At 61.8% G+C, this 25,060-nt stretch carries 26 protein-coding genes and 1 pseudogene; 10 read left to right on the forward strand and 17 right to left on the reverse strand.

Annotated features, from left to right (window positions below):
* Positions 1-8 precede the first annotated feature (8 nt).
* A complete protein-coding gene (gene glgX, locus ABIB36_RS20410) occupies positions 9-2,057 on the reverse strand; it encodes a glycogen debranching protein GlgX (RefSeq protein ID WP_354562952.1) in 2,049 nt (682 codons plus the stop codon).
* Between the two features lie 72 nt (positions 2,058-2,129).
* Between glgX and ABIB36_RS20415 the strand changes: the two genes are divergently transcribed.
* Positions 2,130-2,312 carry a hypothetical protein gene (locus tag ABIB36_RS20415; protein WP_084347974.1) on the forward strand — a complete coding sequence of 61 codons (183 nt, stop codon included), beginning with the start codon at positions 2,130-2,132 and terminating at the stop codon, positions 2,310-2,312.
* Between the two features lie 57 nt (positions 2,313-2,369).
* Here the strand turns inward: ABIB36_RS20415 and ABIB36_RS20420 are convergent, their stop codons facing one another.
* The 7 genes from ABIB36_RS20420 to ABIB36_RS20450 form a co-directional block, all read right to left on the reverse strand.
* Positions 2,370-2,813, reverse strand: coding sequence for a PRC-barrel domain-containing protein (locus tag ABIB36_RS20420; protein WP_354562949.1), 444 nt, complete (start codon positions 2,811-2,813; stop codon positions 2,370-2,372).
* Entirely contained in the window at positions 2,813-3,427 is a 615-nt protein-coding gene (locus tag ABIB36_RS20425; RefSeq protein ID WP_084347978.1) for a PRC-barrel domain-containing protein, read from the reverse strand. Before ABIB36_RS20425 ends, ABIB36_RS20420 begins: the two co-directional genes overlap by 1 nt.
* A gap of 296 nt (positions 3,428-3,723) precedes the next feature.
* Positions 3,724-4,215 (reverse strand): GNAT family N-acetyltransferase, encoded by a 492-nt coding sequence (locus tag ABIB36_RS20430; protein ID WP_084348097.1) that lies wholly within the window; start codon positions 4,213-4,215, stop codon positions 3,724-3,726.
* 76 nt (positions 4,216-4,291) lie between these two features.
* A complete protein-coding gene (locus tag ABIB36_RS20435) occupies positions 4,292-5,116 on the reverse strand; it encodes a glycosyltransferase family 2 protein (RefSeq protein WP_084347980.1) in 825 nt (274 codons plus the stop codon).
* Positions 5,113-6,114: a glycosyltransferase gene (locus tag ABIB36_RS20440; protein WP_354562945.1), complete on the reverse strand. Its 1,002-nt coding sequence runs from the start codon at positions 6,112-6,114 to the stop codon at positions 5,113-5,115. The genes ABIB36_RS20435 and ABIB36_RS20440 overlap by 4 nt, the downstream gene beginning before the upstream one ends.
* Complete coding sequence (locus tag ABIB36_RS20445; protein WP_502944958.1) at positions 6,111-7,202, reverse strand: glycosyltransferase; 1,092 nt, start codon at positions 7,200-7,202, stop codon at positions 6,111-6,113. Before ABIB36_RS20445 ends, ABIB36_RS20440 begins: the two co-directional genes overlap by 4 nt.
* Positions 7,202-8,278, reverse strand: a complete 1,077-nt coding sequence (locus tag ABIB36_RS20450; protein ID WP_354562943.1) for a glycosyltransferase family protein — start codon at positions 8,276-8,278, stop codon at positions 7,202-7,204. Before ABIB36_RS20450 ends, ABIB36_RS20445 begins: the two co-directional genes overlap by 1 nt.
* A gap of 124 nt (positions 8,279-8,402) precedes the next feature.
* Between ABIB36_RS20450 and ABIB36_RS20455 the strand changes: the two genes are divergently transcribed.
* Genes ABIB36_RS20455 through ABIB36_RS20465 form a run of 3 tightly spaced genes read left to right on the forward strand, consistent with a single transcriptional unit; the run spans position 8,403 to position 11,679 of the window.
* Positions 8,403-9,332, forward strand: a complete 930-nt coding sequence (locus ABIB36_RS20455; protein ID WP_256895776.1) for a WcbI family polysaccharide biosynthesis putative acetyltransferase — start codon at positions 8,403-8,405, stop codon at positions 9,330-9,332.
* Complete coding sequence (locus ABIB36_RS20460) at positions 9,329-10,345, forward strand: glycosyltransferase family protein (protein WP_354562940.1); 1,017 nt, start codon at positions 9,329-9,331, stop codon at positions 10,343-10,345. The genes ABIB36_RS20455 and ABIB36_RS20460 overlap by 4 nt, the downstream gene beginning before the upstream one ends.
* Complete coding sequence (locus ABIB36_RS20465; protein ID WP_354562937.1) at positions 10,342-11,679, forward strand: glycosyltransferase; 1,338 nt, start codon at positions 10,342-10,344, stop codon at positions 11,677-11,679. The genes ABIB36_RS20460 and ABIB36_RS20465 overlap by 4 nt, the downstream gene beginning before the upstream one ends.
* 3 nt (positions 11,680-11,682) lie before the next feature.
* On the opposite strand, the gene ABIB36_RS20470 is transcribed toward ABIB36_RS20465, so the two are convergent.
* Both ABIB36_RS20470 and ABIB36_RS20475 read right to left on the reverse strand, forming a co-directional pair.
* Positions 11,683-12,792, reverse strand: a complete 1,110-nt coding sequence (locus tag ABIB36_RS20470) for a DICT sensory domain-containing protein (RefSeq protein WP_354562936.1) — start codon at positions 12,790-12,792, stop codon at positions 11,683-11,685.
* 28 nt (positions 12,793-12,820) lie between these two features.
* On the reverse strand, positions 12,821-13,279 hold the full coding sequence (locus tag ABIB36_RS20475) for a hypothetical protein (protein ID WP_354562934.1): 459 nt from the start codon (positions 13,277-13,279) through the stop codon (positions 12,821-12,823).
* A gap of 38 nt (positions 13,280-13,317) precedes the next feature.
* On the opposite strand from ABIB36_RS20475, the gene ABIB36_RS20480 reads away from it, so the two are divergent.
* Positions 13,318-14,070 (forward strand): SIR2 family NAD-dependent protein deacylase, encoded by a 753-nt coding sequence (locus ABIB36_RS20480; RefSeq protein WP_354562932.1) that lies wholly within the window; start codon positions 13,318-13,320, stop codon positions 14,068-14,070.
* Between the two features lie 43 nt (positions 14,071-14,113).
* On the opposite strand, the gene ABIB36_RS20485 is transcribed toward ABIB36_RS20480, so the two are convergent.
* The 3 genes and pseudogenes from ABIB36_RS20485 to ABIB36_RS20495 all read right to left on the reverse strand — a co-directional run bounded on the left by ABIB36_RS20485 (position 14,114) and on the right by ABIB36_RS20495 (position 15,296).
* A complete protein-coding gene (locus ABIB36_RS20485; protein ID WP_354563015.1) occupies positions 14,114-14,251 on the reverse strand; it encodes a hypothetical protein in 138 nt (45 codons plus the stop codon).
* Between the two features lie 37 nt (positions 14,252-14,288).
* Positions 14,289-14,618: pseudogene (locus ABIB36_RS20490) on the reverse strand (FAD-dependent oxidoreductase); the annotation flags it as partial.
* 72 nt (positions 14,619-14,690) lie between these two features.
* Entirely contained in the window at positions 14,691-15,296 is a 606-nt protein-coding gene (locus ABIB36_RS20495) for an SACE_7040 family transcriptional regulator (protein WP_354562930.1), read from the reverse strand.
* Between the two features lie 111 nt (positions 15,297-15,407).
* Between ABIB36_RS20495 and ABIB36_RS20500 the strand changes: the two genes are divergently transcribed.
* Genes ABIB36_RS20500 through ABIB36_RS20520 form a run of 5 tightly spaced genes read left to right on the forward strand, consistent with a single transcriptional unit; the run spans position 15,408 to position 21,464 of the window.
* Positions 15,408-16,985 (forward strand): carboxyl transferase domain-containing protein, encoded by a 1,578-nt coding sequence (locus ABIB36_RS20500; protein ID WP_354562928.1) that lies wholly within the window; start codon positions 15,408-15,410, stop codon positions 16,983-16,985.
* Positions 16,986-16,991: 6 nt separating this feature from the next.
* Positions 16,992-19,004 carry an acetyl/propionyl/methylcrotonyl-CoA carboxylase subunit alpha gene (locus ABIB36_RS20505; RefSeq protein ID WP_354562926.1) on the forward strand — a complete coding sequence of 671 codons (2,013 nt, stop codon included), beginning with the start codon at positions 16,992-16,994 and terminating at the stop codon, positions 19,002-19,004.
* Entirely contained in the window at positions 19,001-20,167 is a 1,167-nt protein-coding gene (locus ABIB36_RS20510) for an acyl-CoA dehydrogenase family protein (protein WP_084347992.1), read from the forward strand. The genes ABIB36_RS20505 and ABIB36_RS20510 overlap by 4 nt, the downstream gene beginning before the upstream one ends.
* A complete protein-coding gene (locus ABIB36_RS20515) occupies positions 20,164-20,652 on the forward strand; it encodes a MaoC family dehydratase (RefSeq protein WP_354562923.1) in 489 nt (162 codons plus the stop codon). Before ABIB36_RS20510 ends, ABIB36_RS20515 begins: the two co-directional genes overlap by 4 nt.
* Positions 20,649-21,464, forward strand: coding sequence for an HpcH/HpaI aldolase/citrate lyase family protein (locus tag ABIB36_RS20520; RefSeq protein ID WP_354562920.1), 816 nt, complete (start codon positions 20,649-20,651; stop codon positions 21,462-21,464). Before ABIB36_RS20515 ends, ABIB36_RS20520 begins: the two co-directional genes overlap by 4 nt.
* An 87-nt stretch (positions 21,465-21,551) precedes the next feature.
* On the opposite strand, the gene ABIB36_RS20525 is transcribed toward ABIB36_RS20520, so the two are convergent.
* The 4 genes from ABIB36_RS20525 to ABIB36_RS20540 all read right to left on the reverse strand — a co-directional run bounded on the left by ABIB36_RS20525 (position 21,552) and on the right by ABIB36_RS20540 (position 25,056).
* Complete coding sequence (locus tag ABIB36_RS20525; protein WP_168708278.1) at positions 21,552-21,707, reverse strand: DUF6131 family protein; 156 nt, start codon at positions 21,705-21,707, stop codon at positions 21,552-21,554.
* Between the two features lie 334 nt (positions 21,708-22,041).
* Positions 22,042-22,590, reverse strand: coding sequence for a Dps family protein (locus tag ABIB36_RS20530; RefSeq protein ID WP_354562917.1), 549 nt, complete (start codon positions 22,588-22,590; stop codon positions 22,042-22,044).
* A 110-nt stretch (positions 22,591-22,700) separates the two neighbouring features.
* A complete protein-coding gene (locus ABIB36_RS20535) occupies positions 22,701-23,666 on the reverse strand; it encodes a TerC family protein (RefSeq protein WP_354562915.1) in 966 nt (321 codons plus the stop codon).
* Positions 23,667-23,790: 124 nt separating this feature from the next.
* On the reverse strand, positions 23,791-25,056 hold the full coding sequence (locus ABIB36_RS20540; RefSeq protein WP_354562913.1) for a PucR family transcriptional regulator: 1,266 nt from the start codon (positions 25,054-25,056) through the stop codon (positions 23,791-23,793).
* Between the last annotated feature and the right edge of the window lie 4 nt (positions 25,057-25,060).

Consider the following 25,060-nt stretch of genomic DNA (forward strand, 5'->3'; position numbering starts at 1 on the left):
CCCGCCTTCTAGTTTTCTGCTGCCAGGAGGGTGAACGAGTGCTCACGAATCAGAATTGTCGGGCCTTCGCTTTCGTAGGCCTGATCGGGGTCACTCGATAGACTCTGCGCCCACTTTCCCTCCGGCAGTGAGAAGTCCACTGGGCCGGAGGAAGAGTTGACGAGCCAGGCGAAGGTGGTGTCGTCCTCGGGCGCCGTCATGCGCACGAGCATCGACAGAGCGGTGCCGTCCTCCCAATCCTCCGCGCCGAGCTTGGCGCCGTCCGCCCGGTAGAAGTCCACAGAGTTTTCGGCATTGCTGTCGCTGTCGTGCCGGAACCACTTCGGACGCAGTGCCGGATGCTCACGGCGCATGCGTAGGAGCTCGCGGGTGAAGTTGCGGAGATCGAGATCGGCGCCCGCCCAGTCGAACCACGACAGCTCGTTGTCCTGACAGTAAGCGTTGTTGTTGCCCTGCTGCGATCTGCCGATTTCATCGCCACCGAGGATCATCGGCACACCGGCAGACAGCAACAACGTCGCCAGATGATTTCGTTGTTGCCGCGCGCGCAGGGCAAGGATGCCCTCGTCCTCGGTCGGGCCTTCCGCTCCGCAACCCCACGAACGATTGTCGGACTCGCCATCCTCGTTGTTTTCGCCGTTGGCCTCGTTGTGCTTGTCGTCGTAACTGTTGAGGTCGGCGAGGGTGAAGCCGTCGTGCGCGGTGATGAAGTTGACGCTCGCCAAGGTCGGCCGACGGCTGGCCTCGTAGACGTCGGGGCTACCGGTGATGCGTTGTGCGAAGGCGCCCAGCGATCCGGGTTCACCGCGCCAGAAGTCTCGAACGTCGTCGCGGAACTGGCCATTCCATTCGGACCAGCGAGCGGGAAATCCACCTACCTGATAACCGTGGGTGTCCCAAGGCTCGGCGATGAGCTTGACCGGCGCGAGTGTCGGGTCCTGGTGAACCAGATCGAGGAATGCGCTGTGCTTGTCCAGATCGGAGTCCTGGCGGGTAAGCGTGCTCGCAAGATCGAATCGGAATCCGTCGACGTGCATCTCGGTGACCCAATATCGCAAGGAGTCCATGATCAGAGCCAGTGCGGCTGGGTGGCCGACGTTGAGGCTGTTGCCCGTTCCCGTGGTGTCGAAGTACGACGCCCTGTCGTCCTCGACCAATCGGTAGTAGGACCTGTTGTCTATTCCCTTGAGCGACAACGTCGGTCCCAGGTGATTTCCCTCGGCTGTGTGGTTGTACACCACGTCGAGGATCACTTCGATTCCTGCGTCATGGAGAGCTTTCACCATGGTCTTGAACTCGTCCACCTGCCCTCCGGTGTCACCGGCACTGCTGTACTCGTTGTGCGGGGCGAAGAAGCCGATCGAGTTGTATCCCCAGTAGTTTCGACGGCCCGCTTCCAGAAGATGGGAGTCCTGGACGAATTGATGAACGGGAAGCAGTTCGACGGCAGTCACGCCCAGTTCGACAAGCTCGGCTATCGCTGCGGGATGGGCCAACCCTGCATAGGTTCCGCGGATGGACTCCTCCACGTCGGGATGTGTGGCAGTGAAACCCTTCACGTGAACTTCGTAGACGACCGTGCGGTCCAACGGAATTCGAGGTGCGGCATCGCTGCCCCAGTCGAACTCGGATGCCGAGACCACCGACAGCGGCATCGAGGCCGCGGAGTCGTCGTCGTTGCGAGTTTCGGGCTCGTCGTGGTGGTGGCCGAATACCGACTCGTTCCACTCGACTCCACCGGCTATTGCCCTCGCGTAGGGGTCGAGGAGGAGCTTGTGTGAATTGTGGCGTAGACCGGACTCGGGATCCCATGGTCCTTCTACCCGCAGTCCGTAGCGCGAACCCGCTGTCAGATCCTCGACGATCCCGTGAAATACATGGCCGGTTCGGCTATCGAGCGTGGTCGAGGAGACTTCGGCACCGTTCTCGTCGACGACAACGACAGCGATGGAGTCGGCGGTTTCGGAGTACACGGCCACGTCGGCCCCGCCCGTGGAGAGTAGAGATGCACCGAGTGGGTACGGCCTGCTGATGGTCGTGGGGCTGGCGTCGTTCATTGCTCTGATTTACCCCGGACCCCGGGTGACAAACCACGTTTGAATTCGAGCGAATCGCGGGTACATGCAGATATGGCAAATTACAGAGTTCTGGATCCCAAAGGCGAAGTCGTCGAAACCAAAGACATAGACAGTGCGGACGACGCACATGCCTGGTTCATCGACAAGAAGGCCGACAATTCCGAACTGGGTTGGCGCCTCGAGGTCGACCACGACGGGGAGTGGGCATTCGTCAGCGATACCGAAGGCAGCTGACACTCTCTGTCATATCCGTACGTGAATCGGGCCACTCACACATGTGGGAGGCCCGATTCACTGCTGTCGGTGGTCGACGATCACTGCGTACGATCCCACTCCGATCAGGGCGCGTCCCTCGATCTGCTCGGCGCCGACGATGAGCGAGGTGATCGCTCCCGTTTCAGGATCGAAATCGACGTCGTCGACTTTTCCGAGCTCGACACCACCGGTGCTGAGTACACGCTTTCCGAGAACGTCGTGGGTCTTTCCTTCCAGCGCCGAGAGCGACGCCTCGTCATGGGCATCGACGATCGAGTCCGAGGATTCGATGGTGACCGCATCGATTCCGAACGCGGAAATCCCCGACCACGCGAGCGCGTTCCCGGACTTGGCCTTCTTGAGATGAACCCCGGCAACTGCGCGGTTGTGTGGATCGACAAAGAACCCGGCGATGGTGCCTACCGTGTCGGCGGTGGTTGTGCTGACCACCTTGCGGCCGGTGGACTCGGAGAACAACATCAGTTCGTACCCCCCAATTGCGCGCGGAATGCGTCGACGGCGGCACCGAACCCGGCGAGATCATCACGCACGAAGTCGGTGGCGCTGGCGGGCACCATCAGATGCTCCCCGGATGCGGCGAGTGTGTCGGGCAACGGAATGAGCACCGTTGTGCCCTTGTTCTTCATCGCCTCCGAGGACTTGATTTCGTAGCCCACTACTTCGCACTTTCCGCCGTAGCGGCCACTGACCTCGATGATGACGTCGACAACGGTGCCCAATTCGATACCGGAGTCGGTGAGGACGTTGGAGCCGAGGATGTCGCCACGCCGCTCATGTGAGGGTTGTGGAGTGTCGTCGCCGGAGTCTGGAGCGGTGAACATCTCGCCTGCCGGGGAAAGCATGTCCTCGCGGAGAATCATCACTGCGTCGGGCCCCAGTGCTGCAACGGACCGCCACGGAAGAACCTCTTTCCGGGGACCGGAGAACAATCCGCGTCCGGCGAGAGTGAAACCGGCGACGGCTCCGCCGTCGGGGGCGTAGATGATGTCCTTGATCTGTGAGATATCTTCACCGGTGAAAGTCACAACCGGACGCTTGGCGATCTCACTGGACCGCATCAACTGTTCGATCATGGTTTTCTCGACCTTCCGGTCTTGCCTGGCCGGCCAGTGATGATCACACCGCCGGATCGGCGCTTGGCCTGAACGGCCAGCACGAGCGCCACGAGCGCCACGATCACGACCAGGGCCACGATAACCCATCCCCACCACTGCATGTTGTTCTCGACTCTCTCGCGACCAGATCCTTCAGGGGTACAGCATCAATATCGTCGGGAAGCGGGCTTCACCAGTTCGCTACTGCGCGTACGAGTCCAATCTACCCGGTCGAGCCGCGCCTGCTGGGCGTAGTTCGACCGAAACTTCCACATTCACTTGGATTCTCGCACCAATGGGATGACAGGAACTCCGTTGTCGAGGACCTCGTCCCCACACGGCACGAATCCGTGCCCGGAGTAGATGTCCACGAGGTAGCTCGGCGAATCGATTCGGCATCTGGCCGAACCGACATCGGCCAAGGCTGCCTGGAGCAGGCGGGTGGTATGGCCCTTCCCGCGTTCGGAGCGTCGGGTACACAAATGGCCGATGCGCAACACCCGATCAGGTCCGTTGCCCTCTTCGGTCAGTCGTAACGTGCACAGGACTTCATCGTCACGCTCGAGCCAGAAGTGCCTGGTCAGCAAGCGTAAGTCCTCACCGTCGAGCTCAGGGTAGAAGTAAGCCTGTTCCACCACGAACACCTCCACGCGCAGCTTGAGCAGCGCGTACAACCGCTGGGTACTGAGGTCTGCTGCCCATTCCCGCTTGGTTGTCACAGCTCGCGCCGCTGGTGCCGACGCGCCGATGTTGATTACTCGATTCATCGTACGGACCTCGCATCCTGTGTGGGCACCTGCGTTCAGTGCAGAGCACGTACGGCTTACCCCGTAGTCGAGTGGTTCATGCAATGCGATCGATGGATCCGTCGGGATTGCGCACGATGCGGCCATCACGCTCGAACTCGTCCAGCCACCCTGCCATCGGCCACCGGCTCCAACGGCGATGGAACAGAGCCGCATTGCGGACGATGTCGTCGAGGTGTTCGATCGGCGGTGAGGAGACGCGGTGATGTTGATGGTAAGCATGCGCGCCGCCGACCCAACGCAACCCGACTCCGATCGAGCGAGCTACAGCTGCGAAATCGGTGTCCTCGCCGCCGTATCCGACATACTCGTCGTGAAATCCGCCGATACGGTTCCAGGTATCGGTCGACAGAGCAAAGGACAGTGACCAGAAGAGATCGAAATTCTTGCCTGTCTCGACCACTCCAGCAACCGGATTCGGACGCGCCGGATGAGGGTCGGTGTGGGCTTGCAACTCCTCGATCGCCCACGCCGAGCTTCGAGCGGGTAAGTAAGTAACCGGTCCGCAGAGTAACGATGTGCGGTGATCAGGCTGTGTTGCGCAATCGTGATAGCGCGTAAGCAGTTCGGGTGACGGAATGCAGTCGACGTCGAGAAAGACGAGAAGATCGGCTCCGCCGTCCAATGCCACTCGGGCGCCCTCGTTTCGTGCCTGCCCGATCGGAAGCCTGCCTTGGGGTGCGGCGAGGTCGACAACCTGCGCCGTGCTTTCCGTGTCGGCGACGACACGAGCGATCTCGCCGTCGCCGATGGCGACGACGATGTGCTGTTCGGGTTCGAGCATCGACTGGGCGAGGCCACGCAGTTGTCCCCGAAGGTGCTCGTGCCGCCCTGACACGACGGTGATCACGGATGTCCTCATACTGCGGCCGTCTCGGACAGCAGTCGCGCTGCGCGGTAGGCGGCACCGGACGCTTCGACGCGATGCCAGCCCTCCGACCCCAGGCGTACCGCCTCCGCCAACAGGGCCCGCCAACGATCGGGGGAAGGCCACGACGGCGCGACTACGGCCACTCCCGCCCCTGCTAGTGCGTCGGCGGTCGCGTCCTGTTCACCGTAGGGCCGATCCTGGGGCACGACGACTGCAGGCACCGCCGCAGATGCCACGTCGGCGAGTGCATTCTGCCCAGCATGGGTGATCACCACCGATGCCGCACACAAGTGCGGCCAGACATCGTCTATCCATGTTCGTGCATCGAGTCCCGCTGCCGTCCAGGTGAATTCGGAGTTGAGTTCGGCCGCTTCGTCGATATCCTTCTTCGTCAGCGACGTCCCGCCCGCGCCACCGAGAACGAAGACATTCGGCTCGGTTGTCGTGTTCGGAGTGCGCGGTCGCCCAGCGAAACGACTGATCGACCCCACGTAGGTGGTCTTGGTGGAAAACGCATGAAGCGAGGCCGGGTCGTACACATTGTTGGACCACGGGGCGATGATTGCTGTTGCGATCCGATAAACCAACTGATGTTGCTCGTCCGTTCGATCACCGGGCATGGCGACAACGACAACAGGAATTCCGAGCAACCGGACGAACAGGGCTACCTCGACGGACACGTCGACGACGACGAGCCGTGGATGTGTTCGTGCGACCCACTCGGCAAGCATCGCCATGCGCTCGGTGAGGCCGCGGACACCGATCGGTGCCCAATGGAGCACCCCCGATGCAGTCGAGTCGAGATCGGACGCTCGATCGCCCATCGTCGAGTCCACGTCGAGAGGCAACGGCAACCAGTCGAGGTGAGCGTGTTCGGAAGATCGCGGGCGCGAAGACAGTACGGTCATCGGTTCTTCGAGCTCAGCGGCGATCGACGCCGCACGAGTCACATGTCCCGATCCATGATGATGCGCGTAGTACCCGATCATGCCGCACCTCGACGAACCGTCGTTTCGCGAACCATGTGCTCGTAGAGCTCCGAATAGTGGTCCACCATCACGGTTTCCGAGCATGCAGTTTCGGCACGGGCCCGGGCATCGCTCCGCGAGAGTGCTGCGGCGTCGACGAGCGCGATTGCCAGATCCTCCACCGAATCTGCGGTAGCGAGACGGCCACAGGCGGGGGTGAGAATTTCCGGAATCCCGCCACGGTCGAAAGCGGCGACGGGGGTTCCGCACGCCAAGGCTTCGGCGACGACCAGGCCGTAGGGCTCTTCCCAGACGGGCGTAACCAGAGCGACTGCGGCGCCACCGACGAGTGTCGCGAGCTCCCGCTGACGAAGATGACCGACGTAGGTCACCGAGTCGTCGAGGTGCGGCTCGATGTGGTCCCGAAAGTACTCGGTATTCGAGACAGGTCCGGCGAGACGAAGTGGAACTCCGGCCATACGCGCGGCATCGATCGCAAGATGGGGTGCCTTCTCCGGCACCATACGGCCGGACCAGACTGCATAGTCTCCGCCGGGTCCTTCCGGCCACCGCTGCGTCGAGATGCCGTTGGGAACGACATGAACCTCACCGAGCACGGGTGCCCACTGGCGAGCGGCATGCTCACTGACCGCGACGAACGACGACGCAGGACTCGCCGACACAGCGATGGCCGACTCCAGCCAGGCGAATGGGGGAGTGTGCAACGTGGTGAGCATCGGCGTCTGCACTGTCGGAGACATGGCAATGGGCAGGTAGTGAAGGCTGTGATTGTGGATGATGTCGAAGGAGTCTCGCAGGTCCGAAGCCAGATCCATCATCACCGACAGGTACGCGTGATGCTCGCTCACTGCCAGCGCTGGTGTGGTGATGTCCGCTTTGGAAATCGCACTCAGTTCCAGTCGTGCGACCCTGAGATTTCCGCCGGTGACCTCGACCGAAGACCCCTCTGCGGCGAAAAGCGTCACGATGTGGCCGCGTTCGGTCAGGGTGTGGGCGAGTTGCCAGATGTGCGCCTCCATACCCCCGGCAAACGGTTCGGCGATAGGGAAATTCGATGAACCGAGTAGCGCAATGCGTAATGGTCGCATCAGCGGGCCTCGGTCAGGACGCGGCTACCTCGCGACAGAGCACGTTCGTAGATTTCGTAGTGTTTTCGGGAGAGCATGGTGCGTTCGCGTTCCCGTTCGGCTCTGGATGCGGCCGGAGTCCGGTTACGGGAGGCGTGGACATCCCGCAGTGCCTGCGCAAGGCTATCGGGTTCGAATCGGTCTATCCCGAATTCATATGTAATACAGGGTTTCTGATCGCTGTAGTATCCGCAGTCCGGGGCGACGACGGCGGTTCCAAGGTCGTAGCATGCTTCGAGCCAGCCCGAGTGTGTGCCGAATCGATACGGTAGTACCGACACGTCGATTTCTCTCAGATAGCGCCACAATTCGGTGTCGTCGAAGCGGCGATGCACCCGAACGTCGACGCTGCGGAATCTGTTGTACGCAGTCAACGCTGCACCGACTGCTCCCCGCTGATCACGGTGGGCGAACACCTCCTCGTCGATGTCGAGTTGCACTCGTGTGTTTCCGAGTTCTGCTGCGGTGCAGACTACGACGTCCATGACCGCCAGCGGATCGAGATTTGCACGAAGGCTTTTCGCGTGAATCCCGATGACGAACTCCCGCTCGTGGTCCGCCCGCGCCTGCCCGATCAGGTCGAGCGGAGCGACATGGGGATGTGGCAGCACAGTGGCAGGGGTGTTCCATCGTGCAGTGATCTCCGCGGCAGCGGCGTCAGTGAGAGTGATGACGTCGTCCGCGGCAGTCACGAGAATGTCGAGTTGTGCCAGGTGCATGGAGTTGTCCGCGAAGTGTGGATTGTGCAGATCGTGCACGGTGAGCACGAAAAGCTTGTTGTGCGTGCGCAGAATCTCGACGATTGCGGCCAGCCTCGCAGGCTCGACCGCATCGAACCCGAAGTGAAGATGGAACACGTCGAAGGTATCGATGTGCTCGGTCAACCATCGAGGTTCGAGCCACCGAGGAGGCCACCACCGGGCGTCTGTCTCCTCGGCGTCGACCGGCCGTGGATCGGGTAGCCGGAGACAGGCCGGCTCACCCATGTCCACGGTGTCCGGTTCGAGATTGGTGATATATCGGTGGTTAGTGGGCACCGAGGCGATCGTGATCAAAATAAAGGGTTCCTCTGTCGGCAGAGTGGATATACGGGAGAGTGTCGAACCCGGCCCGGCTGCTCGAGAGGGAGTGTATTTGCGTGACAAACGAATACTACAGCGCGTGACCGCGGACGGCCGAACCCTGCATTACGGCAGCTTCTACGGCGTCGATGCAGACACCTCGGACGCCCGTCCGGTGCTGCTCGTCTGGGGAAACTGCCAGGCGGAAGCGCTGCGTATCGTGCTGGCTTCCTCGGCGAGCAGCCCATTCCGCACCGTCCGCGTGCCGCCCGTTCACGAGCTGACTGCCACTGACATTCCGCATGTCGAACGCCTTCTGCGGCAGACTCTTGCCGTGATCGCACAACCGGTCCGGGCCGGTTACCGAGGGCTGCCCATCGGTACCGCAGACCTCACGGACATGGCCCCGTCCATCACGACCAGGATCGTCTGGCCGGTCATCCGGTACGCCGGGTTGTACCCGTGGCAGATCATCGTTCGGCATCCCAGCGACCCCTCGGCCGTGCCTCCTGGTGTGCCGTACCACGACCTTCGGACCGTGCTGGCGGTCCGCGACGGGCGAATGCGGTTCGACGAGTGGGATCTCGAAATCTCATCGGCGGGAATTGTCGATGCCGCGCAGGCGAGCGTCGCCGAACTGGACCGACGCGAGCGGCGCGACTGCGACGTCGCGATCTCCGATGTTCTTCGCCCCCTCGGCGGTGCTGCCGCGCACACCATCAACCACCCGGGCAACGCGGTCCTGATCGAGCTCGGTAGTCGTATCCTCGACGCCCTCGGTCTGCCAGGTCCGTATTCGCTCGATCGCGAACTGCTCGGCGTCGTCCGAGCACCGCTGGAGCGACGGGTGATCGATGCGCTCGGTCTCGATGCGGTAGCCAGGTCCTCGTGGACTGTCGATGGAGAAATAGTGGAGGAGAAGACTATTCACGATCAGCAGATGTCCTGGTACGCACAGCACCCGGAGTTCGTGGACGCTGCGCTGAGCCGCTACAGCGGTCTGATCGACATTCTCGGCCTGCGGACATGATGGGCACTGTGTGTCATCTGGTCGTCGGTCCTGAAACGCACGGCGTCGTCCGGTACGGCTTTGCCGTGTACGACGCGGCGCGGGCCGAAGGTTTGGAACACCGCTTGATTCGGTCCTACATTCCAGAGACAATCGACGTACTCGAGTGCGTTCTGGTCCACATTCATGTCACCGACAGATTGTTCGGCAGTAGCCCTCGGCAAGCGCTGACCGATCTTCGAGCATTGATCGCAGCAATCGGAAGGCCCGTTTCGGTTACGTTGCACGACCTTCCGCAACCCTCGGATGGACCGTCGATGTCGGACCGGGTCGAATTCTATCGATCTGTTCTTGATCTCGTTGTGGGAGTGGTGGTGTCGAGCGAACACGAGGCCGAGCTGCTGCGCGAGTTCGTACATCCCGCTGCGGACTCACTCGTCGAGGTTGCGGTAGTGCCGTTGATGATTGCCGGCCCGATGGGACCGAAGCGAGTACCGCCGACGGTGGGACGGACTGTCGGAGTGCTCGGGTTCCTCTATCCGGGTAAGGGCCACATCGAGACCATGCGGGCAATGCAGACGCTGCCTGCTTCCGTGGGGTTCACGGCTCTGGGAATGCCGTCCCCCGGGCACGAGTATCTGGTCGATGAACTGCGTACCGAGGCGGCAGTATCGGGGCGGGAATGTCTCGTCACGGGATTCGTAGACGACGAAGAACTTTGGCAACGTATGTGGGAGGTCACGGTTCCAGTTGCCCATCATCGACACCTCTCGGCATCGGGTTCGATCAATACCTGGATCTCGGCAGGGCGGCGCCCACTCGTACCGCGGACCAGGTACATCGAAGAGATGGACCGTCGGTCACCGGGAGTGCTCACCGTGTACGAGAACGTCGACGGTGCACTCGATGCGGCGCTTGCGGCTGCTATGGAGAACCCTGCCGACTCGTGGACGGATCAGTCTGTCGTTCCATCACCGTCGCCCGCCGAGGTCGCGAACGCCTACGACGCGATCCTCCGACGTTGGTCCGCGTGACCGGCACGGTAGATATCGGTGATGGCCGGATACTGGTGCCCGACAACGAGTGGGACCGTGTGCACGGCCCGTCGCGATGTCCCGTCGTCAGCGTCATCATTCCCTACTACGACCAACCGAGTCAGTTGTCCCTCGTCCTGGCCGCGTTGGCCGAGCAGACCTACCCGGCAGATCGACTGGAAGTCGTCGTTGCCGACGATGGATCCTCGCAGCCGCCGCCCATCGATCGATGGTGCGCACGGCTCGACATCGTGACCATCCGACAGGAAGACAAGGGTTTTCGAGCGGCTGCTGCACGGAATCTCGGGGTGTCCGCCTCGCGCGGTTCGATTCTGTGTTTCCTGGACGCAGACACCGTGCCGACGCCCGACTACATACGCGCGGCAACACGCTTGCCCTCGCTTCTTCCTGATGCGCTGGTGGTCGGGAGGCGTAAACATTCCTCGGCCGCGGTGACCGAACCAGCCTGGCTGGTCGACGCTTACGAGCGGACGGGGGATCTCCTGCACCCAGGATGGGACGCGTACAAGTACATGATCAGCGCCGTGATGACCTGTGGACGTTCACTGTTCGATGCCGTCGGAGGATTCGACGAGTCTTTCGTGCAGTACGGAGGGGAGGACTGGGAGTTCGCCAACCGCGCCTTCATGGCCGGCGCCGTATTCGCCTACGAACGCACAGCCCTCGCCTGGCACGACGGTCCCGATTGGGCTGAGCGATCCGTGTCGGCACGAACGGACTCCAAGAATGCCGAGGCCTTGAAACTTGCGCCGCTGATCACCGATCCTGCGGCCAGAAGGTCGGGGCTTCGATACCGCGTTCCGGACTGTGTCGTGATCGTAGCGTCGGACTCGCACAGCGCGGCGTCGTTGTCGGTGACGATCGCGACTTCGGTCGGTGCAGCAGCGGACTGTGGTGTCTGGATCGTAGGAGCGAACGCCGCGAATCTCTATCACGAACTGGGACTGGATGATTCGAGGGTCCATCTCGATGAACCCGATGACTGGATACGTGCTCGGTGCCGATTCGTCGTCGAGGTGTCCGGTCGGGTGGTGTTCGGCGAGGACTCGTTGCAGAGGTTGTGTGCCGAGGTGGGGCCCGGCGCTGCAGGCGGTGTGAAAGTCGACTTCGCCGGCGATAGCAGTAGTAGTGAGAGTTGCGATGCAGCACTGACGGTGTGGACGTCGCGAGCTCTCCATCGAAGCCGCCGTTGGGTCGCCGAGTCCGGACGAAGTGAATCGGAGTTGATGAACGCGTTGTTCGGCGTGCGTAGAGCCTCCGCTGCGACCGTAGGTGTGCAGGTGGCACGGTCGGAGCCGTGGTTGTCCTGGTGAAGTTCAGTTCGGCTCGCAAACCCCAGCTGGCCCGTCGAATCTGTGCAGAATGGCCTTGGCGCAGCGAACCACCGTGCAGCGATCGTGTGAGATGACGTAGTCGAACTCCCGATCCGGTACCAAGTCTCCGGAGTTCATCTCTCGCGCGGACAATACACAGCAGAAGTGAACCCCCAGAACCACGACATTCCATTCCTCGGTCATGCAGTCGGCAGGGGCGAGGGGCGCTCGGTGGATATGGGTATCGGACGTATCGGCCATCCCGACGCCGCACACGCCGGTATAGGCACTGTGTTCGGCCATTGCCTGCCAGCGAGCCTTCGTGCTGCCTCGGAAATGTCGATCGTGTTGAAAAGTTCCGAGCACCAAGGTCTCCGGTCCGGCCACCGACGCCTGCCATTCGATGTGTGTGCTCATCTCCACGAGCAGGTTCTTGCGGCTTCGGGTCGCAACACGACCGGCAGATGCGATGGCGAACGGCGACGTCGAGTCGGCATCGGGGGTACTCCAGGTGCGCGATGCGAGGACTGCACGAGAAGTGCTCTCCGACAGCGACTTGGGTGAGGACATGGGTGGATACAACCGACCGATTCCGAAGGTTGCCCCCAGTTCTAGTGCTCTGACGCGGTGTGCTTCGGAATCGACGCCACTGGCGACTATGACTGCTCCGGTCCGTTCGGCTTGGACCGCGAGAACATGCGTGGCCCTGGCCACATACGGGTCGGGAACGGAAGCGCTCAGCTCGGGTGCCAGAACGATGATGTCGGGTTCGATCAGAGGCAGGATGCAGAAGGACGCGAGCTGTCCGCCGACGTCGTCGACTGCAATTATGCTGTTTCGTGCTCTGGCCTTCTCGACCGCGAGCAAGGTCTTCGCCGGGTTGTCGACCATCGAACTCTCGCGCACGACGAACGTCCCGCAAGCCTCTGACGCTATCCCGTTGCCGACCAGCAACGGCGTCATCCATCCGGTGCTGTCGAGCACCGCGCTCGATGCGCTGTGCAGAGCATCGTCGAACTCGTCCATTCCGTCGTTGCGCTCGTCCAGATCGATCTTCACACCGCCGATGGCGTCGTCGTCGAGTCTGCAGATGGGGGAGTAGTGAAGTGTCATGATGTGTCGCTCGCGGGTTCCGGGGAGATCAGAGGGTGGCGGCGAGGAGACCGACGATGCCGAGTACCAGAGCACCTATCATCAGTGTGATGGCGTGTCCGCCCACCGACAATGCGATCGCGGCGGCCACGATCGCTCCGAATGAGGAACCGAGGACAAGGCGATGATGCACCTGAGGGATCAGGGTCATGCTTTGGGAATCTTCGTCGAGCGTTGCGTAGTTCATGCCCACTCCTCGTTGCAGATCGTGCTGAGGTAAGCATGAAGCAAGGAAGTCGCCGTCCTGCAACCCATTGGATAACAGATTGATCACAAAAGTAACGAACGGGTAACGCGGCGCTGGAATTGAAAGTCGTAACATGCTGTCACACAAGCCCATTGCCGTCCAGATAGGCAGTCTTCTTGGGTCGAGCCCGATCTCATCGGTCGCCGGGTTTCGTCTGTGGGCACGCGCATCAGTAGGCACCGTGATCCCTGCCGAGATCATCCAGATCCCCATCGGTATGCCATGGCACACTAACCACCATGAACAATGTCGAGCTGCCAAGCGCCATAGTCACACTCGCGCGAAGTGCGTCTCGTGTGGCGGTACTGACGGGCGCTGGGATGTCGGCCGAATCCGGGATACCGACCTTCCGTGATGCGCAAACTGGGCTGTGGTCCAACTTCGAACCCGCTGCTCTGGCGAGCCCGGAGGGTTGGGCACGTGACAGCGATCTGGTGTGGGGTTGGTACCAGTGGCGCACAGAGCTGGTCCGCCGGGCGCAGCCGAATGCCGGTCATAGTGCACTGACTACCTGGCAACAGCGTGCGCATCTCGACATCGCTACCCAGAACGTCGACGATCTGCACGAGCGCGCAGGCTCGAAGGTCATATCGCACGTGCACGGTAGTTTGTTCGATCCACGTTGTTCCGAATGCGGGGTTCACTCCCAGCCTTCACCCGATCCGACTGATGAGCAGTCTGATCGGGTTCCACCGCCGCCGTGTCCCGAGTGCGGGGGGCCCATGCGGCCGGGCACAGTGTGGTTCGGCGAACCGCTGCCGGAGTCCGAGTGGACGTCGGCAGTGAACGCCGTCGAAAGCGCTGATCTCGTGTTGGTCGTCGGGACGTCCGGCGCAGTCTTCCCGTTCGCTGGGCTGCCGGCAATGGCACGCAGCTGCGGCGCAACCGTGGTCGAGATCAACCCCGTGGAGGCGGAGATTTCCGACATCGCCGATCACCGCTGGCGAACCACTGCGGCAGTAGGATTACCGGCATTGGTGCAAGCGCTCTAGCTGCAAGGGTGAGACTCTGCAATCGGGCCTCCACAGACCCGCGTTACGTTCGGAGTTGCGCGATGATAGCGGCGGCTGTGCGTTCGCCCATCCGGACCGCGCCGTCCACGTGCTGGTATCCCTCCGCTGCAATATCGGAGCAGGAGAACAAGATCGGCCCCACCTGTGTCCGCTGGTCCATACCGTATCTGTGTAACCCGCCGAGGTCGAAGCCGGCCGAGCCATTGCTCGAAAGAGACCGCGTCGAGCTCGCGTGCTTTGGCGTGCTCCCATGGCGCTTCGGCGCCGATTTCTGCCGCCAACGCGTCGAGCACCTCGATGAGTCGATCCATTTCGGTCGCCGTGGTGTGGTCGACGGGGAACGAAGTACCGCTGTAGCTCGTGGGTTTGCCATAAGGTGCGATGTACACCGAGTAATCGTCGCGATGACGCGGGACAGTGTACAGACCGAGCTCGTCGAGCAACGAAATCAGTGCCGTTCGATCGGGCGACACCCATTGCCCGCCGATTTCGACCGTCGCTCCGTCGATTGTCGAGGTCCACGTTCGATGATGGGCACACGTCCCCCTCTGCTCGCGGTTCTCACGACCATAGTGTCGTGCGGGTCAGTCCTGGACCTGTTAGGCCCCGAGCGCGGCGTTCGCCATCTCTCTGAGCACTTCGCGCGATCGGCGAGACATACTCCGGCCGATGCTGTGAGGGGTCGAATTCAACAGGCCGAACACGGCGTGCGCTTTGGTGCGGGCATCGTCTTCGTGAAGTTCCGGGTCGGATCCGCGGAGTGCGCCGACCCAGACCTCGACGTATTCGCGCTGCTTGCGCCGTACATCGCGTCGAGCGGACGTCGGCAGATTCGCCAGATCGCGGTCCTGAATCCGGATCAGCGCCGGCTTGCTCAGCGCGAAGTCGAGGTGGAAGTCGACCAGTTCGGAGATCGTGTCGGACGCGTCCGCGGTGTTCCGCACGACCCGTCGGCCACCGGCCAGTAGGTAGTCGGAAATGTCCACCAGTAACTCGACGAGGACTGCTTCCTTGTTGGGGAAGTGGCGATACACCGCAGGTCCACTGATGCCGACTGCGGCGCCGAGGTCCTCGAGCCGCACGGCTGCGTAGCCGCGCTCGGCGAAGAGTTCGGCTGCCGCATCGAGGAGCTCGATGCGTCGCGCGGCCTTGCGCTGCTCGCGAATGGTCGGTTTCGACTCGGCAGGCGGCGACACTGTGCTCATGGTGAAATCCACGCCTTCGGTTCGATACTGGACAACTCAGTTAATCAGAGTTTACTATTAATTTCGGTTAGTGATGATTAACCCAAGGTTCGGTCAGGGAGTGGCACCACTATGGCGATCGATATCGAAGCCAACAGGCTCGAACACAAGAGGCTCGTCGAACAACTGGGCGACAAGCTGGACCGCGCTGCATTCGGCGGCAGCGAGAAGTCCCGCGAGCGACATATAGCAAGAGGCAAGCTACTACCGCGCGATCGTGTGAACGAGTTGCTCGATCCAGGCAGTCCCTTTCTCGAGATTGCCGCGCTGGCAGCCGACGAAATCTACGAAAACGAGTGCCCCGGCGCCGGAATGATCGCGGGAATCGGCAGAGTGTCGGGGCGTGAGTGCGTGATCGTCGCCAACGATGCGACCGTCAAGGGCGGCACGTACTATCCGCTCACGGTGAAGAAGCACCTGCGCGCGCAGGAAATCGCAGCGCAGAATCGACTGCCCTGCATCTACCTCGTCGATTCAGGCGGCGCGTTCCTTCCGCGGCAGGATGAGGTGTTTCCCGACCGCGAGCACTTCGGCAGGATCTTCTTCAATCAGGCGACGATGAGCGCGGCAGGTATTGCGCAGATCGCGGCTGTCATGGGCTCGTGCACGGCAGGCGGCGCCTACGTTCCCGCGATGAGCGACGAAGCGATCATCGTCAGAGACCAGGGCACGATTTTTCTCGGGGGACCGCCGCTGGTCAAGGCAGCGACGGGTGAGGTTGTCACCGCCGAGGAGCTCGGTGGCGGTGACCTGCATTCGAAGGTATCCGGGGTGACCGACTACCTGGCCGACGACGACCGGGACGCGCTGCGCCGAGTGCGTCGAATCGTCGCAAATCTCGGGCCGATCCCTGCGGCACAGTGGCCGATACTGCAGGCCCGCGATGCCACCGTCGATCAGCAAGACCTCTACGACGTGGTGCCGATCGACTCGCGCATCCCGTACGACGTTCGCGAGGTCATCATCCGCATCGTCGACGGCGGTGAGTTCGACGAGTTCAAGTCCGAGTACGGCAAGACTCTGGTCACCGGGTTCGCGCACCTGCACGGACATCCGGTCGGCATCATCGCCAACAACGGCGTGCTGTTCGCAGAATCGGCGATGAAGGGCGCGCACTTCATCGAACTGTGCGACAAGCGCAGCATTCCACTCGTGTTCCTGCAGAACATCGCTGGTTTCATGGTCGGCAGAGACTACGAAGCAGGCGGCATCGCCAAGCACGGCGCCAAAATGGTGACTGCCGTCGCGTGCGCTCGGGTCCCGAAGTTTACCGTCGTCATCGGCGGTTCCTACGGCGCGGGCAACTATTCGATGTGTGGCCGCGCCTATTCACCGCGCTTTTTGTGGATGTGGCCGAACGCCCGCATCTCCGTCATGGGCGGCGAACAGGCAGCCTCGGTACTGTCCACGGTCCGCAGTGAACAACTCGATGCCGCCGGCAAGCCATGGTCCGGCGAAGAGCAGGAAACGTTCAAAGCGCCGATTCGAGAGCAATACGAATCGCAGGGCAACCCGTACTACTCGACCGCGCGATTGTGGGATGACGGAATCATCGACCCCGCGGACACCAGAACTGTTCTCGGACTTGCTCTGTCGGCGAGCGCTCACGCGCCGCTCGGGCCGGTCTCCTACGGCGTTTTTCGGATGTGAGTTGTGATGACGAGACAGATCGACACAGTGCTGGTAGCCAATCGCGGCGAGATCGCGGTTCGGGTCATTCGAACGTTGCGGCGCATGGGTATTCGATCCGTTGCGGTGTTCAGTGACGCCGACTTCGACGCACGGCACGTCCATGAAGCAGACACCGCTGTCCGCCTCGGCCCAGCCTCCGCGCGTGAGAGTTACCTCGCGATAGACAAGGTCGTCGAAGCCGCGCACCGCACCGGAGCACAGGGCGTCCATCCGGGCTACGGATTCCTCTCGGAGAACGCCGAATTCGCTGCAGCCTGCGAGGCTGCCGGATTGGCGTTCCTGGGCCCACCCGTTGCAGCAATCGAGGTGATGGGCGACAAGATCACGGCCAAGAACGCAGTGGCGGAGTTCGGTGTCCCGGTAGTGCCCGGTATCGCGCGCCCAGGACTTTCCGACGCGGACCTCCTCGATGCGGCCCAGGACATCGGCTATCCGATCCTGGTCAAGCCGTCGGCAGGCGGAGGCGGCAAGGGCATGCGACTGGTCGAGGAGCCGGGAGCGCTTGCCGGTGCGTTGGCGAGTGCACGACGCGAAGCGGCCTCCTCGTTCGGTGACGACACGCTGTTCCTCGAACGGTTCGTTCTGCGGCCTCGGCACATCGAAGTGCAGATACTCGCCGATCAGTACGGCAACGTCGTGCACCTCGGTGAGCGCGAATGCAGTCTGCAGCGCAGGCACCAGAAGGTCGTGGAGGAAGCGCCGTCGCCGCTTCTGGACGAGGAAACACGAGAACGGATAGGGAAGGCGGCGTGCGACACCGCCCGCAGCGTCGACTACACAGGCGCGGGCACCGTGGAGTTCATCGTCTCGGCGGATCGCCCCGAAGAATTCTTCTTCATGGAGATGAACACCCGACTTCAAGTCGAGCATCCGGTGACGGAAATGGTCACGGGGCTGGACCTGGTCGAGTGGCAGGTTCGAATCGCACGCGGTGAACCGCTTGCGATTAGGCAGGACGAGGTGACACTGACCGGTCATGCGATCGAAGCCCGCGTCTACGCCGAGGATCCCGGTCGGGGATTCCTGCCCACCGGAGGGACCGTCCTTTCGCTTCGGGAACCGTTACCCACTCCAGCAGTTCGCGTCGACTCCGGCCTCGAAGTCGGGTCCGTCGTCGGCAGCGACTACGACCCGATGCTGGCCAAGGTGATCGCACACGGCCCCGATCGAGCTTCGGCGCTCGCTACCCTCGATCGCGCGCTTGCCGACACCGCTGCATTGGGCGTTGTCACCAATATCGAATTCCTTCGGTTTCTGTTGGCGGACAATGATGTCGTCGCGGGAAGGCTCGATACCGGATTGCTCGATCGCAGGTTGGAGGACTACGAGGCAGTGCCCGCTCCGGACGACATTCTCGTGGTAGCGGGCGTCCATCTGTGGTCGTCACTATGGACGGCGTCGGACCCTGCCCAACCGTGGTCGGTCCCGAGCGGTTGGCGAATCGGCGGTCGGGTCCATCCAGTGACCTATCGCCTGTCATCGGGAACACGGACGGTGCATGTGCACGTGCGCGGCACTCTGTCGGAGGCATGGGTCGCGGTCGACGACGGAGAATTGCAGCCGATGTCGTTCGCTCGTGTCGAGGACGGTGACGTGGCCATGGTGCGCGCAGGCGTGCGATCGCGCTTTCGGCTTGCCGACGAAGACGCGACTGTCTGGGTGTCCTCACCGGCCGGTACGTGGGCTGTCACATCCGTCGAAGAGACCAGTGTTCGTGGTGAAGACAGCCACTCCGGAGATGCCGACATGACCAGCCCGATGCCGGGAACCGTTATTGCCGTAGGAGTATCGAGCGGCGACGCCGTGGAAGCAGGCTCGACGATCGTCGTCGTCGAGGCAATGAAAATGGAACATGCAATGACAACCCCGATCGATGGAACGGTGGAACTTCTCGTCGTAGTGGGAGAGCAGGTTCGTGTCGACCAACTTCTCGCCCGCGTGACCCCGAGAACCGAAGTGGAAGAAGGAAAGTCATGACCGATCATCTCGCCACCGGAAATCTACCCGACGAGTACCAGCAGCTGATCGAGAGTGTCGCCGACTTCGCCACGTCGGTGGTGGCGCCGGTATCGGCAAAACACGATGCCGAGCACTCGTTTCCGTACGAGGTCGTTGCCGGCATGGCCGAGATGGGCTTGTTCGGCCTGCCGTTCCCGGAGGAATACGGCGGAATGGGCGGCGACTACTTTGCGCTCTGTCTTGCCCTCGAGGAGTTGGGGAAGGTGGATCAAAGTGTCGCCATCACGCTCGAGGCGGGAGTCTCCCTCGGCGCGATGCCGATCTACCGCTTCGGTAACGACGAGCAGAAGCAGGAGTGGTTGCCCACCTTGACGAGCGGACGCTCCCTTGCCGCCTTCGGGCTGACCGAGCCAGGGGCAGGCAGTGACGCAGGGGGAACCCGGACCACCGCCACCCTCGTCGGCGGTGAATGGATAATCAACGGCAGCAAGCAGTTCATCACGAACTCGGGCACCGACATCACCGAACTGGTCACCGTCACCGCAGTAACCGGGGTCGACGAACTGACCGGTAAGAAACAGATTTCCTCGATCCTGGTCCCGACGTCGACTCCGGGCTTCGTAGCGGAGAAGGCCTACGACAAGGTGGGCTGGAACGCGTCGGACACACATCCGTTGTCCTTCACCGACGTCCGGGTTCCGTACGAAAATCTGCTGGGCCAACAGGGCCGCGGATACGCCAACTTTCTGCACATTCTCGACGAGGGACGCATAGCCATCGCCGCACTCTCGGTAGGCGTTGCGCAAGGGTGTGTGGACGAAAGTGTCAAGTACTCCAAGGAACGAGAAGCCTTCGGTGGACCGATCGGACGAAATCAGGCCATTGCATTCAAGATTGCTCGAATGGAAGTGCGAGCACATACAGCCCGCACAGCGTATTACGACGCGGCCGCGCTGATGTTGTCGGGAAAGCCATTCAAGAAGCAGGCCTCGATCGCGAAATTGGTCGCCTCCGAAGCAGCAATGGACAATGCGCGCGACGCAACGCAGATTCACGGGGGATACGGGTTCATGAACGAATACACCGTTGCCCGGCATTATCGGGACAGTAAGATTCTCGAGATCGGCGAAGGGACCACCGAAGTGCAGTTGATGCTCATCGCGCGAGGGCTCGGGTTATGACTTCGGACAAGCGTGTCCGTCAGCGCGGACTGTGGTTCGAGGAGATGGAGCTCGGCACCGTCTACGAACACCGGCCCGGCCGAACGGTCACCGAGGCCGACAACACCTTCTTCACGGCGCAAACGATGAATACCCAGGCGTTGCATCTCGACGCAGCCTTCAGTGAGGGCACTGCGTTCGGCGCACGCCTGGTCAACTCGATGTTCACCCTGTCGACAGTCGTCGGCCTCTCGGTAGCGCAATTGACGCAGGGCACGATCGTGGCCAACCTCGGTTTTTCCGAGGTGACGTTTCCGAAGCCGATGTTTCACGGGGACACGCTGTATGCGGAGACGCTCATCGTCGACAAGCGCGAATCGAAATCTCGCCCTGGGGAGGGCATCGTCACCTTCGCTCACACCGGACGCAACCAACACGGCGACGTCGTTGCGACGGCGGTCCGTAAGACTCTCGTCCGGCTCCGGCCTGCAGAGGACGCGTCGTGACGTGGGTGCCGCCTGGGCCTGGATGGTTGTTTTGTCCGGCGGATCGACCGGAACGCTACGAGAAGGCTGCACAGCGGGCCGACGTCGTCATCCTCGACCTGGAGGACGCGGTCGCTGCCGGGGACAAGCCGAAAGCCAGGCAGTCGTTGCTGGCCGCCCCACTCGACCCAGCGTTCACCGTCGTCCGAGTCAACGCGCACGGCACTTCCGACTTCGACCTGGACATGGCGGCACTCGCCCGGACGTCGTATCGCAGAGTAATGCTGCCCAAGTGTGAAAGTTCGGCTCAGATCGAGGCGGCCGCGCCGTACGAGGTGATCGCCCTCGTCGAATCACCGTTCGGTGCAGTCGCTGTGTTCGACAGCCTCGGTGCAGCCAATTCGATCGGGGTGATGTGGGGTGCCGAGGACCTGATCGCAGCACTGGGTGGTAGGTCGAGTCGATTCCCTGATGGTATGTACCGCGATGTGGCACAACATGTTCGGTCGACGACATTGCTCGCAGCCAAAGCGCGCGGCGTGTTCGCCCTCGATTCGGTGGTGCTCGATATCGGAGACGTCGCCACCTTGACGGCCGAATCCGAGGATGCCGTGGCCGTCGGATTCGACGGAAAGGTTGCTATTCATCCGTCGCAGTTACCGATAATTCGAGAAGCCTTTGCGCCTACTCAGGCAGAGATCGATTGGGCTGACCGGGTGGTTGCGGCTGCTGCCGAAGAGCGCGGAGTGTTTCGCTTCGAGGGGCAGATGGTCGATGCACCCGTGTTGCGGCAGGCCGAGCAGATATTACGTACTGGACGGTTGGTTCGCTGACGCGGAACCGGAAAGTTGGTGGGAAACGAACGAGGCCCCGCGCTGGTGCGCGGGGCCTCGTCTACGTGCAAGGGCAATACCTGGGGATCAATACCAGGTTTTGCGGCCGCCGATAGCGCGCCCGGTTGCACCGAGGATGGTGAGGACGGCACCGACGACGATCAGGATGATGCCGATCGTGGTGAGGATGCTGATCGACGTGAAAAAGCCGATGAGTGCGAGGATGATTCCCAGGACGATCACTGTTATTCCTTCTTTCGAATTGGATTCTGCATGCGGCATCAGATGATTGCGTTGATCGCCAACCACCTGAGAACTTACCCTGATGTCTCTTGAATCTACAGTGGCGGTAGATCTTTCGAACTTCTCACAAAGTCGAATTCCAGCCGACACCGCTCGGGCCCACGACGACATAGCCTTCTGAGTGCCATTGTTATGACACATGAAAGATGCCCGCGCAAGCGGTTCGCCACTGGCTGGACGAAAGACACAACTCTCCTCAGTGAAGAGTCGGGCAACTGATGTTACCCCGAAATATTTGGTCTCAAACGTGATCGGTGTTTCGAAATGAATTCTTTCAGCTCGCGTCGGCGGCAGCTTGCTTTTCGCTCGATGCGCCGCTAGTGGAAAGCTGTCCACCGGAGTTCTCCAGGTGCGCGCGAACGAACCAGTGGAAGAGCTCGAGTTGCCCGCTCTGGCCGATCAGCAGGTCCTCGGTGACCGGATCGACCTTGCCGATCTCTTCGATTGCCTTACGCGTGTCGGTGATGACGCCGGTGTACACGAGGTCGAGTGCGCCGAGATGCTCGATAGCCGTGGCTCGCCCGATCGAGTAGTCGTCCCATGACCGCTGCTCGACGATGGTGCCCGGCGTACCTTTTGCCGAGGATCCCAATGTCGCAATGCGCTCGGCGACGTCGTCGGCGAATCCGCGTACGGTTTCGACCTGCGGGTCGAGCATCTCGTGGACGGAGATGAAGTTGGGGCCCACGACATTCCAGTGAATGTGCTTGAGGGTCAAATGAAGATCGTTGTATGCGTTCAGGCGATCCTGAAGCAATGCCGCGACGCGTGCTCCCTCGTCGGTGCTCATGCCGGGAACTGTGTATGAGTTCGATGTCGTCATGAGGAACTAGTACCCAGGACGAACCGGGGTGAAACACAATTCCGAGAAGGTGGATACGAAAAAGGGGTAGCCGACCGGACCGGTCGGCTACCCCTTTTGTCCTGCCCGTGTTACTTCTCTTCGGAAGCCACCTCGGCAGGTTCCTCCTTTGCCGGGCGTACGAAGCTGAGGACGATCGAACCTGCCAACACGCCGATGATGACGGCGAGGCTGATGAACGATGGAATCTCGGGGATCGAGGTGCTGATGACCTTGTGGCTGGCCTGCAAGATCAACTTGACCCCGATGAAGCCGAGGATGATCGCCAACCCCTTCGACAGATAGTGGAACTTGTCCAACAATCCGGAGAGCAGGAAGTACAACGCGCGTAGTCCGAGAATGGCGAACGCATTCGACGAGTAGATGATGAACGGATCGTCACTGACGGCAAGAACTGCAGGGACGCTGTCGACTGCGAAAACAAGGTCGGCAGCTTCGATGGCGACAACGACGGCCAACAGGGGAGTGGCGATGCGCTTGCCCGCCTCCTTGACGAAGAACTTCGTGCCGGAGTACTCGTCCCGAACTGGGATAACCTTGCGCAACAAGCGAACTGCAAGTGAAGTGCTGGGATCGTACGAGTCGTCCTCGTCCTTCATCAGCTTCCACGCGCTGTAGAGCAGGATGGCTGCGAAAACGAACAATACGACGGTGAACTTGCTGACGATCGCGACGCCTGCGGCGAGGAAGATGCCGCGGAAGACCAATGCGCCGATGACACCGAAGAACAGGACTCGGTGCTGATATTCCTTCGGAACCTTGAAATAGCCGAAGATCAATGCGAAGACGAAGAGGTTGTCCACGGACAAGCTTTTCTCGAGCAGCCAGGCCGTCGTGTATTCCACACCTGCCGTCGTACCGAGAGTCGCGAAGACGACTCCGCCGAAGACGAGTGCGACGCCGACCCACAAGGCACTCCACCATGCGGCTTCTTTGAAGCCGATGACGTGTGCGCCGCGATGCGCAAGCAAATCGATGGCGAGCAGGGTGAGCACGACCGCGGCAAACGCCGCCCATGCCCAGAGCGGGACGTTCATCGGCGGTAGTCCTTACTGGTGAATAGAGATAGCTTCTGGGTCAGGGACGCCATGGAATGGGCTCCTCGTCGCTTCGATGTTCTCTGCGGCAACTGTGTTTACCGCGACTACTCAAGTGTGCCTGTCATGAAAGCGGCATGCACCGTGCGATCGCGGACATGTTTGTCCAGTTTCTATTGCCGTAATCCGGCAACTGAGGCGGTGAGGCGGTGCTGGTGGGCCAGTCCAGTAACTTCGCTCCGAACACTGCTGTCTGCAGTGCGAATCTCTCGCTCGGGTGGTTCACGTCGTGGCCGGTCAGCTCGGCAATACGCGCTAGTCGGTAGGTGACCGCGCGGACCGAGAGGTGCATCGACCTCGCCGTCATCGCGGAGTTACCCCCGGATTCGAAGTAGGCGAACAACGTGCGCAGAAGAGGTACGGCGCCGCCGCGGGCCGCGAGGAGCGGCGTCAATACTGTCTCGACGAGATCGGTGATCGCGGGTCGGTCATCGAGCAACACTCGATATACCAGCAGGTCGCGCGCGTCCAACACCGGTGTGTCGAGTCCGAGTTTGCCGGCCAGGTCGAGCGCGTCGAGTGCCTCGCGGTACGAGGATGCCACCCCGGCCGCGCTCTGACCAGGACGTCCCACTCCCAAACGTTGCGTCCACCCATCGGTGCCGTGAACTTGACCGACGGTGCTTCGGACACGTTCGGTCACCAGTTTCACCGCCTGATGGTCGGGAGCCGCGAACACGACGACGAGACGGCCCTCCTTGCTGGCAACCAACGTCTCGGTATCACCTTTGCTCCCGGCGATCGCGCGCTCGACGTCGGTGATCATCGAAGCATCGTCGGTGAACGGGGACATCGCCTCCACGACCACGACAGCGTGTGGTCCGGTCAAGTCCAGTCCGAACGACTCTGCGCGACCCAGCACCCCTGCGATATCGGCGCTGCCCGAGAGCAGATCGTCGACGAACTCGCGTCGAGCCGACACCTCGGCACGGACCAACGCTCTACGGGCGAGCTGGTAAGCCTCCGCGAGTTCTGCGACAGCGTCGTCGACGGCGTGCAGCATCACTTCACCGGCCGTCACGACGGCGCTGGGGTTCCGGGCGGCGTCCACCACCGCGGGGAGCTCGCGCCACAGGCGCCAGGCCGAGGACAAGTACAGATCGAGCAACGCCCGTAATGCGACGCCTTCCTTGGCTGCAGTATCCCCATGAACCCGCAATGTGCGCAGCTGTCGACGTGTCAATGGACGTCCAACAGCGACGGCGTCGGTGAGTACCTCGAGGAAATCTCCGAGAAGCTCGGTAGACAAGCCACCCGCGTCGGCTGCTGCGAGGTCGGCAACCTGCTGGTACTTGCCGTCCGGGTCAGGTGTGTCCGATCGGGTGGGCATCGGT

It is taken from the genome of Rhodococcus sp. UYP9 (assembly GCF_040547235.1).
Taxonomy (GTDB): Bacteria; Actinomycetota; Actinomycetes; order Mycobacteriales; family Mycobacteriaceae; genus Rhodococcoides.

Excerpts from the sequence above, each read along its gene's own strand:
- glgX (WP_354562952.1), bottom strand. The coding sequence starts at position 2,057 with ATGAACGACGCCAGCCCCACGACCATCAGCAGGCCGTACCCACTCGGT.
- ABIB36_RS20415 (WP_084347974.1), top strand. The coding sequence starts at position 2,130 with ATGGCAAATTACAGAGTTCTGGATCCCAAAGGCGAAGTCGTCGAAACC.
- ABIB36_RS20420 (WP_354562949.1), bottom strand. The coding sequence starts at position 2,813 with ATGTTGTTCTCCGAGTCCACCGGCCGCAAGGTGGTCAGCACAACCACC.
- ABIB36_RS20425 (WP_084347978.1), bottom strand. The coding sequence starts at position 3,427 with ATGATCGAACAGTTGATGCGGTCCAGTGAGATCGCCAAGCGTCCGGTT.
- ABIB36_RS20430 (WP_084348097.1), bottom strand. The coding sequence starts at position 4,215 with ATGAATCGAGTAATCAACATCGGCGCGTCGGCACCAGCGGCGCGAGCT.
- ABIB36_RS20435 (WP_084347980.1), bottom strand. The coding sequence starts at position 5,116 with ATGAGGACATCCGTGATCACCGTCGTGTCAGGGCGGCACGAGCACCTT.
- ABIB36_RS20440 (WP_354562945.1), bottom strand. The coding sequence starts at position 6,114 with ATGATCGGGTACTACGCGCATCATCATGGATCGGGACATGTGACTCGT.
- ABIB36_RS20445 (WP_502944958.1), bottom strand. The coding sequence starts at position 7,202 with ATGCGACCATTACGCATTGCGCTACTCGGTTCATCGAATTTCCCTATC.
- ABIB36_RS20460 (WP_354562940.1), top strand. The coding sequence starts at position 9,329 with ATGATGGGCACTGTGTGTCATCTGGTCGTCGGTCCTGAAACGCACGGC.
- ABIB36_RS20470 (WP_354562936.1), bottom strand. The coding sequence starts at position 12,792 with ATGACACTTCACTACTCCCCCATCTGCAGACTCGACGACGACGCCATC.
- ABIB36_RS20475 (WP_354562934.1), bottom strand. The coding sequence starts at position 13,279 with ATGATCTCGGCAGGGATCACGGTGCCTACTGATGCGCGTGCCCACAGA.
- ABIB36_RS20480 (WP_354562932.1), top strand. The coding sequence starts at position 13,318 with ATGAACAATGTCGAGCTGCCAAGCGCCATAGTCACACTCGCGCGAAGT.
- ABIB36_RS20485 (WP_354563015.1), bottom strand. The coding sequence starts at position 14,251 with ATGGACCAGCGGACACAGGTGGGGCCGATCTTGTTCTCCTGCTCCGAT.
- ABIB36_RS20495 (WP_354562930.1), bottom strand. The coding sequence starts at position 15,296 with ATGAGCACAGTGTCGCCGCCTGCCGAGTCGAAACCGACCATTCGCGAG.
- ABIB36_RS20500 (WP_354562928.1), top strand. The coding sequence starts at position 15,408 with ATGGCGATCGATATCGAAGCCAACAGGCTCGAACACAAGAGGCTCGTC.
- ABIB36_RS20505 (WP_354562926.1), top strand. The coding sequence starts at position 16,992 with ATGACGAGACAGATCGACACAGTGCTGGTAGCCAATCGCGGCGAGATC.
- ABIB36_RS20510 (WP_084347992.1), top strand. The coding sequence starts at position 19,001 with ATGACCGATCATCTCGCCACCGGAAATCTACCCGACGAGTACCAGCAG.
- ABIB36_RS20515 (WP_354562923.1), top strand. The coding sequence starts at position 20,164 with ATGACTTCGGACAAGCGTGTCCGTCAGCGCGGACTGTGGTTCGAGGAG.
- ABIB36_RS20530 (WP_354562917.1), bottom strand. The coding sequence starts at position 22,590 with ATGACGACATCGAACTCATACACAGTTCCCGGCATGAGCACCGACGAG.
- ABIB36_RS20535 (WP_354562915.1), bottom strand. The coding sequence starts at position 23,666 with ATGAACGTCCCGCTCTGGGCATGGGCGGCGTTTGCCGCGGTCGTGCTC.
- ABIB36_RS20540 (WP_354562913.1), bottom strand. The coding sequence starts at position 25,056 with ATGCCCACCCGATCGGACACACCTGACCCGGACGGCAAGTACCAGCAG.